Origin of the sequence: Mitsuokella apri (genome assembly GCF_047974105.1) — a bacterium.
In the GTDB taxonomy this organism is placed as follows: domain Bacteria; phylum Bacillota; class Negativicutes; order Selenomonadales; family Selenomonadaceae; genus Mitsuokella.
Window position 1 is genome coordinate 178,321 of the sequence record NZ_JBHYRS010000002.1, and the last position, 18,241, is coordinate 196,561.

Annotated in this window: 16 protein-coding genes; all 16 read right to left on the reverse strand. The window is 55.7% G+C overall.

All coding sequences use genetic code 11. From position 1 onward, the window contains the following. Positions 1-5 precede the first annotated feature (5 nt). On the reverse strand, positions 6-383 hold the full coding sequence (gene queD / locus ACE419_RS03815; RefSeq protein WP_435721068.1) for a 6-carboxytetrahydropterin synthase QueD: 378 nt from the start codon (positions 381-383) through the stop codon (positions 6-8). Positions 384-481: 98 nt separating this feature from the next. Beyond that, positions 482-1,729, reverse strand: coding sequence for a glycosyltransferase family 2 protein (locus ACE419_RS03820; RefSeq protein ID WP_295631847.1), 1,248 nt, complete (start codon positions 1,727-1,729; stop codon positions 482-484). Between the two features lie 33 nt (positions 1,730-1,762). Continuing rightward, positions 1,763-2,473, reverse strand: coding sequence for a CDP-diacylglycerol--serine O-phosphatidyltransferase (gene pssA, locus ACE419_RS03825; RefSeq protein WP_295713618.1), 711 nt, complete (start codon positions 2,471-2,473; stop codon positions 1,763-1,765). Beyond that, positions 2,473-3,111 (reverse strand): phosphatidylserine decarboxylase family protein, encoded by a 639-nt coding sequence (locus ACE419_RS03830; RefSeq protein ID WP_295713621.1) that lies wholly within the window; start codon positions 3,109-3,111, stop codon positions 2,473-2,475. The genes pssA and ACE419_RS03830 overlap by 1 nt, the downstream gene beginning before the upstream one ends. A gap of 185 nt (positions 3,112-3,296) precedes the next feature. Continuing rightward, positions 3,297-4,028, reverse strand: coding sequence for a WecB/TagA/CpsF family glycosyltransferase (locus tag ACE419_RS03835; protein ID WP_503128868.1), 732 nt, complete (start codon positions 4,026-4,028; stop codon positions 3,297-3,299). Positions 4,029-4,221: 193 nt separating this feature from the next. After that, positions 4,222-6,027 (reverse strand): aspartate--tRNA ligase, encoded by a 1,806-nt coding sequence (aspS, locus tag ACE419_RS03840; protein ID WP_435721069.1) that lies wholly within the window; start codon positions 6,025-6,027, stop codon positions 4,222-4,224. Next, positions 6,027-7,292: a histidine--tRNA ligase gene (gene hisS / locus ACE419_RS03845; RefSeq protein WP_435721070.1), complete on the reverse strand. Its 1,266-nt coding sequence runs from the start codon at positions 7,290-7,292 to the stop codon at positions 6,027-6,029. Before hisS ends, aspS begins: the two co-directional genes overlap by 1 nt. 18 nt (positions 7,293-7,310) lie before the next feature. Continuing rightward, positions 7,311-8,825 carry a coproporphyrinogen dehydrogenase HemZ gene (gene hemZ, locus ACE419_RS03850; protein ID WP_435721071.1) on the reverse strand — a complete coding sequence of 505 codons (1,515 nt, stop codon included), beginning with the start codon at positions 8,823-8,825 and terminating at the stop codon, positions 7,311-7,313. After that, positions 8,809-9,279, reverse strand: a complete 471-nt coding sequence (locus ACE419_RS03855; RefSeq protein WP_432648312.1) for a Fur family transcriptional regulator — start codon at positions 9,277-9,279, stop codon at positions 8,809-8,811. The genes hemZ and ACE419_RS03855 overlap by 17 nt, the downstream gene beginning before the upstream one ends. A gap of 178 nt (positions 9,280-9,457) precedes the next feature. Then, positions 9,458-11,683: a RelA/SpoT family protein gene (locus ACE419_RS03860; RefSeq protein ID WP_435721072.1), complete on the reverse strand. Its 2,226-nt coding sequence runs from the start codon at positions 11,681-11,683 to the stop codon at positions 9,458-9,460. Positions 11,684-11,766: 83 nt separating this feature from the next. Continuing rightward, complete coding sequence (gene recJ, locus ACE419_RS03865; RefSeq protein ID WP_435721247.1) at positions 11,767-13,752, reverse strand: single-stranded-DNA-specific exonuclease RecJ; 1,986 nt, start codon at positions 13,750-13,752, stop codon at positions 11,767-11,769. Between the two features lie 185 nt (positions 13,753-13,937). Further along, positions 13,938-14,855, reverse strand: a complete 918-nt coding sequence (secF, locus tag ACE419_RS03870) for a protein translocase subunit SecF (protein ID WP_435721073.1) — start codon at positions 14,853-14,855, stop codon at positions 13,938-13,940. Then, positions 14,848-16,086 (reverse strand): protein translocase subunit SecD, encoded by a 1,239-nt coding sequence (gene secD / locus ACE419_RS03875; RefSeq protein ID WP_432647457.1) that lies wholly within the window; start codon positions 16,084-16,086, stop codon positions 14,848-14,850. Before secD ends, secF begins: the two co-directional genes overlap by 8 nt. A gap of 47 nt (positions 16,087-16,133) precedes the next feature. Continuing rightward, complete coding sequence (locus tag ACE419_RS03880; RefSeq protein WP_435721074.1) at positions 16,134-16,742, reverse strand: 5-formyltetrahydrofolate cyclo-ligase; 609 nt, start codon at positions 16,740-16,742, stop codon at positions 16,134-16,136. Continuing rightward, on the reverse strand, positions 16,742-17,020 hold the full coding sequence (gene yajC, locus ACE419_RS03885; RefSeq protein WP_295631793.1) for a preprotein translocase subunit YajC: 279 nt from the start codon (positions 17,018-17,020) through the stop codon (positions 16,742-16,744). Before yajC ends, ACE419_RS03880 begins: the two co-directional genes overlap by 1 nt. Positions 17,021-17,085: 65 nt before the next feature. Then, positions 17,086-18,213 (reverse strand): tRNA guanosine(34) transglycosylase Tgt, encoded by a 1,128-nt coding sequence (gene tgt, locus ACE419_RS03890; protein ID WP_432647450.1) that lies wholly within the window; start codon positions 18,211-18,213, stop codon positions 17,086-17,088. Positions 18,214-18,241: the final 28 nt, after the last annotated feature.

Here is an 18,241-nt window from a genome sequence, read left to right on the forward strand (position 1 = left end):
CCCTATTATTCCTTCGTGTACGTGACCGAGGAATTCGGCGTCTCGTAGATGGTAATGGCGTAGAGATAACTGTCGCGCACAAAGGCCTTGCTGTGTTCCATCTCCTTGAAGATGATGCGCGCGAGATTCTCGGCCGTCGGGTTCACGCCCTCGCTGAACGGCTTGAGCTCATTGAGGAAACGATGGTCAAAGCGGTCGAGCGTTTCCTTAAGGACGTTCTTGACGACTTTGAAATCGACGAGCATGCCGAGCTCATCGAGCTCTTTGCCCTTGACGATGGCTTCGACCTTCCAGTTGTGGCCGTGCAGACGGTCGCACTTGCCAGGATAATCGACGACGCGGTGGGCGGCTTCAAACGCGCCCTCTACTTTTAACGTATACATAAAAAATCTCCTTTTCAATGCAGCAAATATATCAGGTTTACTAAAACGAAACCTCCCTTCATATATAAGGGAGGTAAAACATGCAAAATGGGCTTACATCAGTCCTGTTCCGTCTTTTTGATAGACTTCGTGTTCTTGACGTTGCCGACGATGTCGTTCATACTCATGGCACGCGTGTGCTGCGTATGGCTCCACTCGTGTTCATTGCGGTGGATGAAGCCGAGGAAGATAATCGGAATCCAGGAGTAGATGAACACCGGATACAGCAGCATGTAAAGCCAGGATTTCCATTTGGCACGAATCTTAATTAGGATGATCATCGGCAGGATGTACTGGCCGAGCATGATGGCCGTCATGAGCTGCGACGGCATGAAATTATAGATGTTCGTGTAGAACGGCGGGAACGCGAGCTGGATGTAGCTGATGATGATGAAGATGGTCGAAATCATCAGGAAGTGCGGCTGCATGAGGTAGATGCATTCATCCCACATGCGGATGTCCTTGTGCTTCCAGCCGGCCTTGAGCATCTTCGGGATGAAGCGGTTACCGACATCGAACTGGCCCTGCGCCCAGCGGCGGCGCTGATTCCACGACTGCTTGAACGTCAGCGGCTTCTCATCGTAGATGATGGCGTCGTGTGCCCAGCTCGTCTTGATGCCCTCGGCCATGCACTTCATCGTGAATTCCATATCCTCGGTCAGGCACGTTGCCTGCCAGCCGTGTTTCTTGAGGATTTCTGAATCAAAGCACATGCCCGTGCCGCCGAGGCAGGCCGACAGGCCGATGTTCGATTTCGCGAGATGTGAAATGTAGCAGATGACCCAGAACGCGATGGCGAACGTACCAGAAACCCACGTATCGTACGGGTTTTTGGCATCCATATAGCCCTGAATGACCTTATCGCCTTTGCAGAGACGGTTATTCATCTCCATGAGGAACTGCGGATGCACGAGGTTGTCGGCATCGAAGACGCAGACCGCATCGTACTGCTTGTCCATCTTGAACAGGCGGTCGAACATCCACTGCAGGGCATAGCCCTTGCTCTTCTTCGTCGGATGTGTGCGCACCTCGACAATCGCGCCGGCCTTTTCCGCAATCTCCGCCGTATTGTCCGAACAGTTATCCGCGATGACATAGATGTCGTACATGTCCTTTGGATAATTGAGCTGCTTGAGGTTCTCGACGAGCTGGCCGATGACGGCGTGCTCGTTATGAGCCGCGACGATGAGCGCAAACGTCTTGCGCGGCGTCTTGATCTTAACTTCCTTCTTACGCCACATGCCGCAAAAGCCGATGACGAAGAAGTACAGCGTAAAGAGGAAAATCAGGATCTGCATTGGCACCATGATGATGTCAAAAGGATGTGTGAACAAAAACAATCAGCCTTTCTTTGCAAAACTTGCCAGCAGAGAATTGACGATGCCTAGCACAGCATACGTAGAGAAAATCGCGACAGCGAGTGCTGCGAGAAGCGACGCGTGGCCGAGCCAGAGAATAGCGATGAACATGACGAGAGCCGCAATCTTCGAGACGAGATAGATGGGCTCGCCGCCATCGCCCTTGAAATTCGGGTAATGAACATGGCTGACCATGAGCCAGCCGACCAAGGCCATAATGATAGGATACCAGATGCCAAAACACATCGGGTCAATGCCGAGGTTCACGAAGAGCAACGTCGTCATGGCGACGATGTTGCCGCCGGCCGGAATGGCAAGGCCCATGAAGTAGCCGTGCACAACCGAGGCATTGACATTGAAGCGTGCGAGGCGCCACATGCCGCAGATGGCAAAGAAAATCACGACGATGACGCCGAGAATCCCATGGTTATGCAGCACGAACGCCCAGGCCAGAAATGCCGGTGCGATGCCGAACGAGCCGAGGTCGCAGAGCGAATCCATCTCCTTGCCCATCTCGCTGGCCACGCCGAAGAAACGTGCCGTGCGGCCGTCAAGGCCGTCAGCGACGAGCGCAAGCAGGATAAAAATCGAGCCCCACGTGAGATTGCCACTGTACGTCGACAAGATTGAACACATGCCGAAAACAAGATTCGACGACGTGCACATATTCGGTATTAACCTGCGATAATCCATCAGTCTTTCATCCTCCCGATAATCGTTGTACCACCGGCGACTTTTTCGCCCTTCGCCACAGTCACGGAAACCTCCCTTGGCATGACGACCTCAAGACACGAACCAAACTTAATCATGCCGTAGAGCTCGCCCTGCTCGAGCTTGTCGTCGAGCGTGACATACGAAACAATGCGGCGTGCCAAGATGCCGGCAATCTGCTTGACCGTGATGCGCAGGCTGCCGTTCTCGATGCCGAGCAGGTGGTGTTCGTTCTCAAAGCCGACCGTGTCCTTGTAAGCCGGACGGAAACGGCCGCAGTAATATTTCTGAAGCTTGATTTCTCCGTCCATCGGGCTGCGGTTCACATGCACATTGAAGACCGACATGAAAATCACGATTTTCGTGCAGGGCCCTTTGACAAAGCCGTCTTCATCCGCCTCGAGCTCGACGATGTCCGTGACCGTGCCGTCGGCCGGCGACAGGATGACCGAGGCATCCTTTTCGATATGACGCTTCGGATTGCGGAAGAAATAGCAGAAATACAGCATGAAGATAAACGGGATGACCGCGACCAGCGGATGAAACGACCAGCCCAACAGCAGCGTCAGTACAAAACATCCCCCGATAAACGGATACCCTTCTGAAATGATCGGAGTCAAAACTCCACCTCCTGTTTCCGTGATCAGTCCGCAGCTGCTGCCGAAGCGGCCGCATACGGAGCAGGCCAGTCTCCCCTACTGGCCTGCCTGCTAATTTATCATTATAACGGATTGCCCAGCCTTTGTCCATAAGCAGAGGGCAGTCTGCCGCCCTTCTTTCCGGAAGTCCGGGCAAAATATCCCTTTTATTTTTTGCCCTTTTCCTTGTGGACCTTGAGCACGAATTTCGGCAGGGCCATGAGGCGGCCGGCGCGCTTCGGCTGCAGCATGCCGCGGAACAGCCATTCAAGCTTCGCCTTCTGCATCCAGCGCGGGGCGCGCTTCATGACGCCCGCCATGACATCGAGCGTGCCGCCGACACCAATCGATACGGGCACGCCGAGTTCTTTCTGATGCTTGTAGAGCCATTTTTCCTGCTTCGGCACGCCAAGGGCAGCCAAGAGCAGGTCCGGCTTAGCCCTGCGGATGTTTTCGATGATTTCCGGCTCATCCTTTTCCGAGAAGAAGCCGTTGCGCGTGCCGACAATCTCGATGCCCGGATACAGGCGTTCCGCCTTCTGCTTGGCGAGTTCGGCAACGCCCGGGGCCGAGCCGAAGAAATAGATGCGGCGTTTTTTCTCCGGCGCACGTCTCATGAGTTCCTGCGCGAGGTCGTAGCCTGCGACACGCTCCGGCATATCGTGGCCGAGGTGATGCGCGGCCCAGACGGTTCCCGCGCCGTCCGGCACGACGAGAGCCGCTTCGTTCAAAATCTTCATGAGCTCCTGGTCATGCGTCGCCCGCATGATCATCTCCGCATTAGCCGTCGCGATGAGCACGCCGCTCATCTCATCCATATATGTCTCCACCTGGGCCACGGCTTCGTCCATCGTGACGGAATCCACCTTGACGCCCAGAATATCTATCTTCTTCGGCAAATCATTACCCCCTTAGGCTGAAATACTGCAAGCCCTTATGATATAAGGTTAATTTTATCATAGGGCTCGTGTATTTTACAAGTATGAAGATGAATTATCGTGTCAATATAAATAAGGCAGGAAAAAACAAAAAGCCCCGAGCACCATTTTGATGCCCGGGGCTTTTCCATACTAACCCTGCTAAACTTAAGGATTAGTTTTCTTTCTTCTCTTTTTTCTTGACGGCCGTGCGGATCGACAGCTCGCGGAGCTGTTTCTCGTCAACCGGCGACGGAGCGTTCGACATGACGTCGCGGGCGCTCTGCGTCTTCGGGAAGGCGATGACGTCGCGGATGGACGGGCGTTTCGCCATGAGCATGACGAGACGGTCGAGGCCGAAAGCGAGGCCGCCATGCGGCGGCGTGCCGTACTGGAACGCATCCATCATGAAGCCAAACTTCGTATGAGCCTGTTCCGGCGTGAGGCCGAGGGACTCGAAGACCTTTTCCTGCAGGTCGGCGTTGTAGATACGCAGCGAACCGCCGCCAATCTCGACGCCGTTGAGGACCATATCGTAAGCGTTGGCCTTGACTTCGCCCATGCGGTCCGTGTTGAGGAGAGGAATATCCTCGTCGCGCGGTGCCGTGAACGGATGGTGCATGGCCTTGAAGCGGTGCTCTTCCTCGCTCCACTCGTACATCGGGAAGTCGACGACCCAGAGGAAACGGAGTGCATCCGGATCAATGAGATTGCGCTCTTTGCCCATCTCGAGGCGCAGCTGGCCGAGAGCCGTATCGACGACGAGACGCTTGTCAGCGACGACGAGCAGCAGGTCGCCCGTCTTGGCGCCCGTAGCTTCGGCGATCTTGGCAAACGTTTCATCATCGTAGAACTTCTTGAACGGGCTCTTGATGCCGTCTGCCGTGTACTGAATCCAGGCAAGGCCTTTGGCACCGTAGACTTGAACGAACTTGACGAGGTCGTCGAGGCGGCGGCGCGGGATGTCGGCGTAGCCGTCGACCTTGATGCACTTGACCATGCCGCCATTTTCGATGACGGAGTTGAAGACCTTGAAGCTCGAACCCTTGACGTACTCGGAGATGTCCATGAGCGGCATGTCAAAGCGCAGGTCCGGTTTATCGGAGCCGTACTTGTCCATGGCCGTATCCCACTCCATGCGCTCAAACGGCGTCGGGATGTCCTTGCCGATGGCCTTTTTGAAGAGCTCTTTGATCATGCCTTCCATGAGCGTCAGGATATCGTCCTGGCTCATGAAGCTCATCTCGATATCGAGCTGCGTGAATTCCGGCTGGCGGTCAGCGCGCAGGTCTTCATCGCGGAAGCAGCGGACAATCTGGAAGTACTTCTCAAAGCCGGCAACCTGCAGAATCTGCTTGAAGATCTGCGGGGACTGCGGCAGGGCGTAGAACTCGCCCGGATTGACGCGGCTCGGGACGAGGAAGTCGCGGGCGCCTTCCGGCGTGCTCTTGCAGAGCATCGGCGTCTCGATTTCGAGGAAGCCGTTGCGGTCGAAGAAGTCACGCATGATCTTCGTCACGCGGTGACGCAGGATGATGTTCTTCTGCATCTCCGGGCGGCGCAGGTCAAGATAACGGTACTTGAGGCGGACCATCTCGTCCACATCAATGCCATCCTGAATGTAGAACGGCGGCGTCTTCGACGTATTGAGGATGCGCAGCTCTGCGCAGACGACCTCAACTTCGCCCGTATCGATGTTCGGGTTGATCGTCTCTTCGCTGCGCGCACGGATCTTGCCGCGTACGGCAATGCAGAACTCGTTGCGCAGGGACTCTGCCTTGTGGAACGTTCCTTCGTTCATGGCAGCTTCATCGAAGACAATCTGCACGAAACCGGAACGGTCGCGCATGTCGACGAAAATCAGTCCGCCATGGTCACGACGACGGGAGACCCAGCCGCAGAGTACGACTTCCTGGCCAACATCCGTCTTGCGAAGCACGCCGCAATGATGGGTGCGCTTCATACCTTGTAATGTTTCCATTAACCTTTCACCTCAGCACATAGCTTTTCTATAATTGCATCAAAAGAAACCTTCTGCTGCTCGCTCTTTTCCATATCTTTGAGCATGACGCAGGATTCTTTGACTTCATCTTCACCGATGATCAGCGCAAAGCGGGCATGAGCCTTGTTTGCCTGTTTCATCTGGGCCTTCATACTGCGGCCCGCATAATCCATCGAAGCCTTGAGCCCGGCACGGCGCAGCTTTGTCAAAAGCGTAAACGCCGGTGCTTTTGCCGCGTCGCCAAGGGCGACGACAAAGGCATCCGTCTTCTTTGGCTGCTCCGGGATGAGATTCTGTTTCTCAAGGGCCAGCAGCACGCGCTCGAGGCCCGTCGCAAAGCCGACAGCCGGAGTCGGCTTGCCGCCGATTTCCTCGATGAGGCCGTCGTAGCGGCCGCCGCCGGCTACTGCGCTCTGGGCGCCGAGCGGCGCGTATTTGATCTCAAAGGCCGTCTTCGTGTAGTAATCGAGGCCGCGCACGAGACGCGGGTCGAGTTTAAACGAAACGCCGGCATCCGTCAGATAGCTCTGGACCTTCTCAAAATGCTCACGGCATTCGTCACAGAGGCAGTCCGTGATTTTCGGGGCATCGGCCATGAACGGCTTGTCGGCATCGACCTTGCAGTCGAGGATGCGCAGAGGACTTCTCTCGAAGCGGTCCTTGCAGTCATCGCAGAGGTCATCGAGTTTATCGCGGAAGTAGTCCTGCAGGACCTTGCGGTAAACAGGACGGCACTTCGGGCAGCCGACGGAGTTCAGGCTGAGCTCGAGGTCTTTAAGGCCAAGCGACTGCAGGAAATCGACGGCCAGCATGATGATTTCAGCATCGGCCATCGGATTCTCTTCACCGAGCGATTCGACGCCGAACTGATGGAATTCGCGCATACGGCCGGCCTGCGGACGGTCATAGCGGAACATCGAGCCGATGTAGAAGAGCTTGACGAGCGACGAATCGCCGTAGAGCTTGTTCTGCAGATAAGCGCGCACGACAGAGGCCGTGTTTTCCGGGCGCAGCGTGATGCTGCGTCCGCCGCGGTCCTCGAACGTGTACATTTCCTTGTCGACGACATCCGTACCTTCGCCGATGCCGCGATGGAAGAGCTCCGTGTGCTCAAAGAGCGGCGTGCGGATTTCTTCAAAGCCGTAGCGGCCGCAGATGTCGCGGATCTTTCCTTCAACGTAATTCCATTCGCCAACGGTATCTGGCAGAATGTCTTTTGTTCCCCGAGGGGCATTGGTGAGCATGAATCGTTCCCCCTGTTATCATGATTTGCCGTAAACTTCGTCGAGAAGACTGCGGCGTTTTTCGATATACATATCGATGTCGCGCAGATACGTCACGAGGTCCTTCGCATTAAAGGAAGACTTCATGCGTTTCTGGCGGAAGTCGACGACCTTCGTGGAGGCCGCGCCGCCGATGCCGATGATGGTCTGATGTTCCTCCATAATCTGGATGTTGTACATGCCTTCGGCACCATCGCGGCAGCAGCCTACATTCTCAAGGTCGCCGCTCATATAACCCTGACGGTAGAGATAGTACGGGCGCATGCCGAGTTTTCTGACATAGGCCATCGCGACTTCCGACATGCGGCGCGTCTCCTCGTCCGACGGCAGCTCTACATGCTGCTCCTCCATCAAAAGCTTCAGGCGCGAGCCGCGCTTCAGGGCAAGAGCATGCAGCGTGATGTCGTCAGGGCCGAGCGCCGTGACTTTCTCCATCGTATCGCGCACATCTTCGGCCGTCTCGCCCGGAAGCCCGAGGATCAGGTCCATGTTGATGTGCGGGATGCCGGCCTTTCGCAGCGCGTGGAACATCTTCACGACGTCCTCCGGCGTATGCTGCCGGCCGATGCGATGAAGCGTCTTGGCCTGCATCGTCTGCGGATTGACACTGACGCGCGTGACATGAAGGCGTTTCATCGTCTCGATTTTACCCTGCGTGATGCTGTCGGGCCGTCCGGCCTCGACGGTAAACTCCACCGTAGAAGGCTCATGAAAATCATTATATACCATCTCGAGCATTTCGGCAAAAAAATCGTCAGGCAGGCTCGTCGGCGTGCCCCCGCCCACGTAAATATTCTGCACGTGGAAGCCGTAATGAGAGATGGCATCCTTCGCGGCCGTCATGTCCTTTTTGAGCACATCCATAAACTGACGCAGCTTTTTATCGCCCGGCAGAATGTTCGATGGGAATGAGCAGTAAAGGCAGCGCGTCAGGCAGAACGGGATGCCGATGTAAACGCTGACAGTCTTTTCGTCGGAAGTTTTCAGAAACGGCAGCTGACGGAAGGCCATCGGCACGATTTCGCGGGCCTTCTCTTCGCTGCAGGCATAATCTTCCTGCAGGCGCTCGATAATGCCCGCCTCATCCATGCCGCCGCGAATCCAGCGATGCACGATTTTTGTTGGGCGCACGCCATGCAGAATGCCCCAGGGCGCCTGGGGCATTCCGAGTTCCTCGCGGAATATATGGTAGAGATTGAGCTTGATGAGACGGTTGACAGACGCCCCCTCGCGTTCGTCAAGGGCCCCCGTGCGGCGCTGCGTAAAGGTGCATTCATGGCCTTCCCTGTCAAAAAGCATGAGTTTTGACTCGATGACTACGCGGCCGTCTTTTGTATCCTTCAGGCGGTGATTGATGACGGACAGCTGCAGATAGTCCGCCTCGCCGCGCCGGCCGACGATTTCGACCTTAAAGAGCACGAGCACCTCGCGCACGATTTTCGAGATGATTTCCTTTTTATTGTTGAGCGTAAAGGTCTTAATCCTGAGCGCCATGTTCCTGTGCCTCCTGGCACTCCTTGCAGAGACCGAAGAATTTGACCTGATGGTCGCTGACCTTGAAGCCAATCTTGTTTTCGATATCCTGCTCGAGAGGCTCCAACAGGTCATCCTGGAATTCGATGACTTTGCCGCAGTTCGTGCAGATCAGATGATGATGGTGGTGCTTTGCCGGGTCCGTGCGGTTGACTTCGTAGCGGCTGCAGCCGTCGCCAAATTCCATTTTCTGCAGGATGCCGAGCTCAGAGAGCAGTTCGAGACTGCGGTAGACCGTCGCAAGGCCGATTTCAGATTTATTGTCGCGCAGGATGCCGTGGACATCCTCGGCGGAAAGGTGTTCGCCCGGATGGTCAAGGAAAATCTGCAGGACAATCTGGCGCTGCGGCGTCATTTTATGCTGTCTTTCCTGCAGCATTTTTTTGAGGTCATCCATCGTAAACGTCTGTGACATAAGTAAAATCCCCTTTTCTTTTATCCATACCTGCTTTTCTATCATAATTTACTTGATTTATTTGAACAACAGGTTTCTATGCGATTTAAATGCATACATTATAACAGAAATGTCACAAAAATACAATTCACTATAACAGGGTTTTATAAAACTTAAAGAAAAATTTAAAAACGAAGCCTCACTCTTTGCCCGGATGGCTGCCGAGGGCACGCGAGACGCTGTAAACATTCTTGAGACGGCGCATCTTTGTCATGATCTGCGCGACCTGCGTGGCGTTCTTGACATCGAGGCCCATGACGACCGTCGAGGTCTTGTTGCTGCGGTTCGGGTTCGCGTTGACGCTGCGGATGTTGATCTTCATCTCCGACGGCACGGCGAGAAGTTCGGCGAGCACGCCGCTCTTGTCATTGCAGACAATCTCGATTTCGACCGTGTAGTCCTTGTCGAGGCCGATATCCCAGCTGACTTCGATCATGCGCGAAAAGTCCGTGTCACGCATGACATTCGGGCAGTCGGCACGGTGCACGGAAACGCCGCGTCCCTTCGTGACAAAGCCCGTGATCGGGTCGCCCGGAATCGGGTTGCAGCAGCGGGCCAGGCGCACAAGAAGGCCGCTTTCGCCCTCGACGAGCACGCCGTGGCTCGAACGGCTGCGCTTGCCGCTGTGCTGCGGCGTCTTGAGCTCCGAAAGCATCTTCGAGACGTCGGGTGGCGTTGCTTCCTTGAGGTCTTTCTTGTAGAGTTCGATGAGCTTCGTCATGACGCTGCGCACGGTCAGGCCGCCGTAGCCAAGAGCTGCGAGCAAGTCATTTTCACTTTGGATATTGAGTTTTTCCGCGACCTGCTGCAGTCTGCCCTCTTTCAGCAGCGATTTTGGCGCATAGCCGAGATGCTTGGCCTCATCCTTGATGAGTTCCAGACCGCGTTCGATGTTTTCTTCGCGTTTTTCTTTCTTGAACCACGAACGGATTTTGCTGCGCGTCTCAGACGATGCGACGATGTTGAGCCAGTCGCGGCTCGGGCCGTTGTTGGCCTTATTCGTGATGACGGAGACGATATCGCCGTTCTTGAGCTTGTATTCAAGCGGCACGAGCTTGCCGTTGACCTTCGCGCCGACGCAGTGATGGCCGACTTCCGTATGGATGCGGTACGCAAAGTCAATCGGGATGGAGCCCTTCGGCAGGTCGATGACGTCGCCTTTCGGCGTGAAGACAAAGACCTCGTCGGAGAAGATATCGACCTTGAGGGCTTCGAAGTATTCCTTCGGGTCGCTGAGTTCCTGCTGCAGGCTGACCATCTGGCGCAGCCAGCTCATTTTCTGGTCGACTGCACCCGTGGCCTTCGCGCCCTTGCCGGCCTCTTTATATTTCCAGTGCGCCGCGACACCGTATTCTGAGACCTGATGCATCGCAAACGTACGGATCTGGATTTCGAGCGGGTAGCCGCGCGTCATGACGGTCGTGTGCAGCGACTGATAGCCGTTCGACTTCGGCATGGCGATGTAATCCTTGAAACGGCCCGGAATCGGCTTCCACATGGCGTGGATGACACCGAGGACGCCGTAGCAGTCCTTGACGGAATCGACGAGCACGCGCACGGCGGAAAGGTCGTAGATTTCGCTGAGGTCCTTGTTGTCGCGCTTCATCTTCTTATAAATGCTGTAGAAGTGCTTGGCGCGGCCGCTGATATCGGCTTTGATATTGGCCTCTTTGAGTTTTTCCTGAATCTGCTTGATGGCCGTATCGATGAAGGACTGGCGCTCGCGGCGCTTCTGCTTGACGTTCTCGACGAGGTCGTAGTAGATTTCAGGCTCGAGATAGCGCAGGCAGAGGTCTTCAAGCTCCCACTTGATGCTCGAAATGCCGAGGCGGTTGGCAAGCGGCGCATAGATTTCAATGGTCTCGCGCGCAATGCGTTTCTGCTTATCCTCGCGCATATATTTGAGTGTGCGCATATTGTGCAGTCGGTCCGCGAGTTTGATCATGATGACGCGGATGTCCTTGGCCATGGCCAAAAACATCTTGCGGTAGCTCTCGAGCTGGGCTTCTTCCTTCGATTTATACTGCAGGCGGCCGAGTTTGGTCACGCCGTCGATGAGCATGGCGACTTCATCGCCGAACATTTCCTTCATCTGCTCATTCGTGTAAATCGTATCCTCGACGACATCGTGCAGAAGAGCCGCGCTGATGGTCACATCGTCAAGATGCAGCTGCGTGAGGATCTGGGCCACGTGCAGCGGATGGATGATGTACGCTTCCCCCGATACGCGTGTCTGGCCTTCATGTGCCTTTTTCGCCAGTTCATAGGCACGCCGGATGAGGTCGAGGTCGGCCTTCGGCGAATATTCTTTGACGGCGTCGATGATGGTGTCAATCGTCACCGGTTCTTTGTCTTTGTCATTCATACAACCCACTCCTTTATGCGGCAGCACGGCCAATGGCAGAGCTGCCGGCCACCTGTGCTTCTTTCTCTCTTTTTATACAGCAGTCAGATGACCTTATGCCGCCTGAACGTTGGTGAAGCTTCCAGCTCCATTTTGCCGTGCGCGGGCGGCAGATAATAGCTGCTTTCGCTAATATTCTCTCTTAGAATACCCAATTCCTGAAAAATGCGCAAGGCTGCACCCATCGTATACGCTGAAATATGATGAAAGGCCCTGCTGAAACCATCTGCAAGCGTCATTGTATCGAAGGGAATTTTCCCCTGCTGCTTCTGGCAGGCAAAGAGGAAGCGGTAGACATCGCGCAGAAGCTCCCTTTCGGGGAAAATGCGCTCGGAGCTTGCGGGGCTCAGGCTTTCCACCATGCACTGCAGGCTCTTCTGCCCGTTCCACTCGTTGACGGCCGGTGCGTAGACGATGTCGAGGGCTTCGCTGTTCACAGAAGGCAAGAGCTCTGCGTGATTCCACATGAGCCCCGTCACCGGATTTTCCTGCGTGCCGAGCTTGAAGCGCAGATGATTATGGTCACGGCCAATGGCGGCGGCTTCCCTGCCCCGCACATTGCGGCAGCCGAGATACGGCTTCGGGTTGCCCATGCCGTATGGCTCTAAGAGCGAAAGCTCTTCGACAAGGTCCAAGGTCAGTTCCTCAGGCATCATCTCAAATTCCACAGAAACTTTTGGCTCGTAGTCCTCTTCGGTGAGGTGTGCCCCTGCATAAGCGGCAAAGGCCTCGCGGAATGCGGGAATATCCTTCTCGCGAAGCGATAGGCCTGCTGCCATCGCGTGGCCGCCGAACTGCGTAAGGTGGTCTTGGCAGGCGGTCAGAGCCTCGTACATATTGAGCCCCTCGATGCTGCGGCACGAACCGCGGCAGCTGCCGTCTTCCCCAATCGACAGCACGATGGTCGGCTTGTAGAATTTATCGACAAGCCTTGATGCCGCGATGCCGATGACGCCGGGGTTCCAGCCCCTGCCCGCGATGACGATGGCCTTTTCTTCCGCCATGTCGAGGGGTTCGAGCTCTTTTTCTGCCTGCTCGCAGATGGCATGCTCGATTTCGCGGCGTTCGCTGTTCAGCATGTCGAGTTCTTCGGCAAGCTTCGCGGCCTTTTCGCGGTCCGTAGATGTCAAGAGGGCCACGCCCGTACGGGCCGACTCGATGCGTCCGGCCGCGTTGAGCCTCGGCGCGAGCAGAAAGCCCAGATGGCCGGCATTGATTTTCTTGTTCGTAAGGCCTGCGACTTCGATAAGAGCGGCCACGCCGGCAAGGTTAGACGACTCCATGCGCGCCATGCCTTCCTTGACGATGCGGCGGTTTTCGCCGCGCAGCGGCACGAGGTCCGCGACCGTGCCAAGGGCCACAAGCTCCAAATCCTCATGAAAAAGCTCCGCCTTCGGATGCAGCTTTTTCCCGACGGCCTGACAGAGCTTGAAGGCCACGCCGACGCCGCAGAGGTCCTTGAAGGGATACGGACAGTCTGCGCGGTGCGGGTTCAGCACGGCAAGAGCCGGCGGCAATGTCTTCCCTGGCAGATGGTGGTCCGTAATGATGATATCGAGACTTCCGTTCTCTGTAACGGCCGCGACATCGTCGACCGAGGCAATGCCGCAGTCGACCGTGATTAAAAGGTCGGTCTTCCCTGCGAGCTCTTCCAGAGCCCTGCGGTTCAGGCCATAGCCTTCCGTCATGCGGTCCGGAATGTAAAAGTCAGCATTCGCGCCCCAGAGCCTTAAGGCACGCACGAGAAGAGACGTCGCCGTCATGCCGTCGACATCGTAATCGCCGTAGACCGTGATTTTTTCGCCGTCACGCAGCGCTTTTTCGATGCGTGATGCCGCTTTATCCATATCACGCATCAGGAACGGGTCAACGTATGGCTGCTTTTCCGGATGCAGAAACACGTCAGCTTCTTCGCGCGTGCGGATGCCGCGGTGCCAGAGCAGGGCCGCGAGCGTCTTGTCCCGGCCGATGCTTTCGGCAAAAGTCCCAAGCTCCGGCACGGGCTCATATAAATTCCACTTTTTATACATCAATATCGTTTTTCCTTCTTTATTGTATACCTATTTCCATCATACAAGAAATAGACGTTCGATGCAATAAGATTCTTTCGCAGGACAGACTTCTCCTCTTTTTCGGGACGGCAAAATGAAAAAAGAAAACAAAAAAGCCGCCGCCATAGGGCAGCAGCTTTTAAAAATCTTGTGAACAGGCAGTCTCAGGCCGCAGCTTCCGGCTTCGGCTGATGTTTTCTCTTTTCCCCCCAGTTGCGGAAGATGATCCAGAGCGGGCTGGCGATGAAAATAGACGAATAGCAGCCGACGGAGAAACCGACGAGCAGGGCAAAGGCAAAGTCCTTTGTCGTGTCGCCGCCGAAGAAATAAAGCGAAGCGGTCGTGAAGAGAACCGTGAAGACCGTGTAGAGAGAACGCGTCAGCGTCTGATAAATACTGCGGTTGACGAGCTGGTTGACGTCGCCGCCGCGACGGAAATGCAGCTTGAGGTTCTCGCGGATGCGGTCGAAAATGACGATGGTATCGTTGATGGAATAACCGACGATGGTCAAAAGGGCCGCAATGAATGAGGAATCAATCTGGCGCTGCGTCAGCGAGAACACCGCGAGCACGATGAGGATATCGTGAATCAGCGCGAGCACGGCCGCGATGCCGAAGCGGAGCTCAAAGCGGTACGCAACGTAGAGGATGATGAGGGCCCACGAAACGACAAGGGCAAGAAGCGCGTTCGTGATGAGCTCGCCGCCGATTGTGGCGCCGACTTTTTCTTCACGCAGCACTTTGTAATCGCCGAGGTCGCTCTTGAGTGTGGCCATGACTTCCTTGCGCTGGTCCTCTTCGAGGTCCTTCGTGCGGATCATAACGTCTTCGGATTCCTTGACATCCGACTGCGCGCCGGAAAGCTGAATCGTCGCGTCATCGAGGTCGTATTTGGCAAGGCTTGTGCGAACCTGCGAAATGGCGACCGGCTGATCGAATTTGAGGTCGATGATCGTGCCGCCGGTGAAATCGATGCCGAAGTTAAAACCGCGGACGAACATGCAGATGATTCCTGGGATGATGATCAGCGCGGAAATGAGGAACCAGATTTTCCGATGGCCTGCAATATCAAATTTAGGCATTCTTCTTCAGATCCTCCTTTTTCCAGAGCATGAAGCCCGTGACACCATAAGCTTTTGGATTCTCGAAGATCTTCGAGTCAACCATGAGCTTGAGCATGTAATGCGTCAGCGTGATAGCCGTGAACATCGAGAGCACAGTACCAAGGCCCAGCGTGATGGCGAAACCGCGGATCGTGCCGGTGCCGAGGAAGAACAGGACGGCGGCGGCGATGATGGTCGTGATGTTCGAGTCAAAAATTGTCGTGAACGCACGCTTGAAGCCCGATTCCATCGAAAGGCGCAGTGTCTTGCCCTGAATTTGATATTCTTCCTTGAAGTGCTCGAAAATCAGGACGTTCGCATCGACGGCCATACCAATGGACAGGATGATACCGGCGACGCCAGGCAGCGTCAGCGTAGCATCGAGGAGGTACAGCAGGCCAAGCAGCATAATGGTGTAAGCCATCAGCGCGATATCGGCGATGAAGCCCGACATGCGGTAAAAGAGAATCATGAACAGCAGGACGGCGCCGAGGCCGACAGCAAAGGCGAATTCCGATTTATCCTTAGAATCCTGGCCGAGCGTCGGGCCGACCGTGCGCGTCTCGATGATGTTGACTTTTACTGGCAATGCACCGCTCCGGAGGACGACAGCGAGGTTCTGGGCCTCTTCGAGCGTCTTCTGGCCGGAAATTTCAGCCTTGCCGCCGAGAATCGGCTCGCGGACGTTCGGAGCCGTCAGCACTTCGCCATCGAGCAGGATGGCAATCGTACGGCCAACATTCTTTGTCGTGAGGTCGGCGAATTTCTTCGCGCCTTCATCGGTGAATTCGAGGTTGACGACGTTCTGGCCGTTCTGCTGATTCGTCGCAGCCTGAGCGTCCTTGAGGTCGGTACCCGTGAGCACCGTATTGCCATCCTCGTCCTTGAATTCGAGCATGGCCGTCTTGCCGATGGTCTTGATGGCGGCATCCGGGTCCTTGACGCCCGGCAGCTCGATGATGACGCGGCGTTCGCCCTCACGCTGGATGATCGGCTCGGTGAGGCCGAGTGCGTTGACACGCTTCTCCATGATCGTGACGACACGGTTCATCGCATCATCGTTGACTTTTGCTGCATCCGTATCGACGGCTTCGAGCACGACATGCGTGCCGCCCTGCAGGTCAAGGCCCTGGCGGATGGAATTGGCCAGCGGCTTGACAAAAGCAAGGAAAATAGCGACGATCGCCACGATGCAGACAATGAGTTTGATGAGACTATTCTTTCTCAACGTTTCACAACCCTTTCTACGTGGTCTATTTATGGTTCAATCCGACGCGTTTCCGTCAGGATCAGATTGACTTTGGCATCATGTGCCTCCGTGGGCACCTGCGCCGTGATCTGGCCGTCAAAGGTCAGGGCTGCACGAAAAGCCTGCGGTGCTTTATCACTGAGGTAGCGGTCGTAGTAGCCGCCGCCAAGGCCCAGGCGGTCTCCCCTCTCGGAAAAAGCCGCGCCCGGCACAATGATGAGGTCAATATCGGAGCCAGGGATGATTTCCTGCAGCTCCTTTTTTACCGTCAGGATGCCGAACTCGCCTGCAACGAGAGCATCTAAAGAGGGCAGATTGACGACTTCCATCAGACCCCTGCCCGTAATCAGCGGCAGGCCGACGCGCTTGCCCTGTTTCAGGGCTTCGCGCAGGAGGTCGTAAAGCTGAACTTCATCCGGCATCGAGGCATAGGCAAAGATGGTTTTCGCTTTTTGGAAAGCCGGCTCTTCGTAAAACCTCTGGAGAATGGCCCTGCTCTTTTCTGCGCGCTGCTCCTTTGTCAGGCTGCGGCGGAAAGCCACCATTTTTTTGCGCAGTTCTTTTTTAGCAGCGAGTTTTTCCTTATGAACCTGCTCTTCGTATGAAGCCTGGCCCATCAGGCAGCCTCCTGCTTTGTGACGTTGGCGTTGACGCTCGAGCGCACGACTTCGATGACGACGCCATCGGCAATCTTGAGTTTCAGCGATTTTTCACCGAGCTCTTCAATCGTGCCGTAGATGCCGCCAATCGTGATGACCTGATCGCCTTTTTTGAGGCTGTCCAGCATGCTCTTGCGGCGTTTCTGCTGGTTTTTCTGCGGACGGTACAGCAGAAAATAGAAAATCGCGATCATGACGACGATAGGACCCCAGGTCCCGAGTACTTCCGGACTCATAAAAACACTCCTTCTAAAATTTAAAATCTACATAATATATGGAAACGAATGAACGATGAACGAATTTACTGCTTGCCGTGCATCTGGTAATTATTGAAGAAATCCGCACGGAACTCCGTGAAGCGGTCTTCGAGAATCGCCTGACGCATGCGGCGCATGAATTCCTGCAGGAAGTAAAGATTGTGCAGTGACAGCAGGCGCAGGCCGAAAATCTCACCAGCCCGGACGAGATGGCGGATGTAGGCGCGCGTGTAGCCGTTGCGGCAGGCGTAGCAGCCGCAGCCCTCTTCGAGCACATGATGGTCGTGCGTGAACTGGGCGTTCTTCATGACGAGTCTTCCCGTCCAAGTCATGGCCATGCCGTTGCGCGCGACGCGCGTCGGGTAGACGCAGTCGAACATGTCGATGCCGCGCTGCACGCCTTCGACAAGGCAGTCCGGCGTGCCCACGCCCATGAGGTAGCGCGGCTTGTTTTCCGGCAGAAGCGAAGTCGAATATTCGAGCATCTCATACATGAGCTCCTTCGGTTCACCGACCGACAGGCCGCCGACGGCATAGCCCGGCAGGTCCATGGCGACGGTTTCCCTGGCGCTCCACTCGCGCAGGTTCTTGTGCATGCCGCCCTGCACGATGCCAAACAGGCCCTGATTGGGGGCCGTCATGGTCTTCTTGCAGCGCTCCAGCCAGCGGATCGTGCGCTCCGTCGATTTTTTTGCATAGTCGTAATCGGCCGGATACGGCACGCATTCGTCAAAGGCCATGACGATGTCCGAGCCCAGGGCCATCTGCACTTCCATCGAGACTTCCGGCGAAAGGAATTTCTTCGAGCCGTCGATATGCGAGCGGAAGGTCACGCCCTCTTCGGTGATTTTGCGCAAATCGCCGAGACTGAAGACCTGAAAGCCGCCGCTGTCCGTGAGTATGGCGCGGTCCCAGTGCATGAATTTATGCAGGCCGCCGGCCTCGCGGATGAGGTCCATGCCCGGACGCAGGAAAAGGTGATACGTATTCGACAGGATGATGCCTGCCCCGAGGTCCTTGAGCTCATCGGGCGAGACACCCTTGACAGATGCCTGCGTGCCGACTGGCATGAAGATTGGCGTGGGGAAGCTGCCGTGCGGCGTATGGATGATGCCGGCACGCGCCCCCGTGCGCTCGTCTTTTTTCACGAGTTCATAGGTGATTGCAGTCAAATAAAATCCTCAACTTTCTTATCTTTAT

Bases quoted from the DNA above. Each gene is read 5' to 3' on its own strand.
- ACE419_RS03860 (WP_435721072.1), bottom strand. From the start codon at position 11,683: ATGAATGACAAAGACAAAGAACCGGTGACGATTGACACCATCATCGAC.
- hemZ (WP_435721071.1), bottom strand. From the start codon at position 8,825: ATGGCGCTCAGGATTAAGACCTTTACGCTCAACAATAAAAAGGAAATC.
- ACE419_RS03880 (WP_435721074.1), bottom strand. From the start codon at position 16,742: ATGGGCCAGGCTTCATACGAAGAGCAGGTTCATAAGGAAAAACTCGCT.
- pssA (WP_295713618.1), bottom strand. From the start codon at position 2,473: ATGGATTATCGCAGGTTAATACCGAATATGTGCACGTCGTCGAATCTT.
- secF (WP_435721073.1), bottom strand. From the start codon at position 14,855: ATGCCTAAATTTGATATTGCAGGCCATCGGAAAATCTGGTTCCTCATT.
- queD (WP_435721068.1), bottom strand. From the start codon at position 383: ATGTATACGTTAAAAGTAGAGGGCGCGTTTGAAGCCGCCCACCGCGTC.
- aspS (WP_435721069.1), bottom strand. From the start codon at position 6,027: ATGGAAACATTACAAGGTATGAAGCGCACCCATCATTGCGGCGTGCTT.
- hisS (WP_435721070.1), bottom strand. From the start codon at position 7,292: ATGCTCACCAATGCCCCTCGGGGAACAAAAGACATTCTGCCAGATACC.
- recJ (WP_435721247.1), bottom strand. From the start codon at position 13,752: ATGTATAAAAAGTGGAATTTATATGAGCCCGTGCCGGAGCTTGGGACT.
- ACE419_RS03855 (WP_432648312.1), bottom strand. From the start codon at position 9,279: ATGTCACAGACGTTTACGATGGATGACCTCAAAAAAATGCTGCAGGAA.
- ACE419_RS03820 (WP_295631847.1), bottom strand. From the start codon at position 1,729: ATGGTGCCAATGCAGATCCTGATTTTCCTCTTTACGCTGTACTTCTTC.
- yajC (WP_295631793.1), bottom strand. From the start codon at position 17,020: ATGAGTCCGGAAGTACTCGGGACCTGGGGTCCTATCGTCGTCATGATC.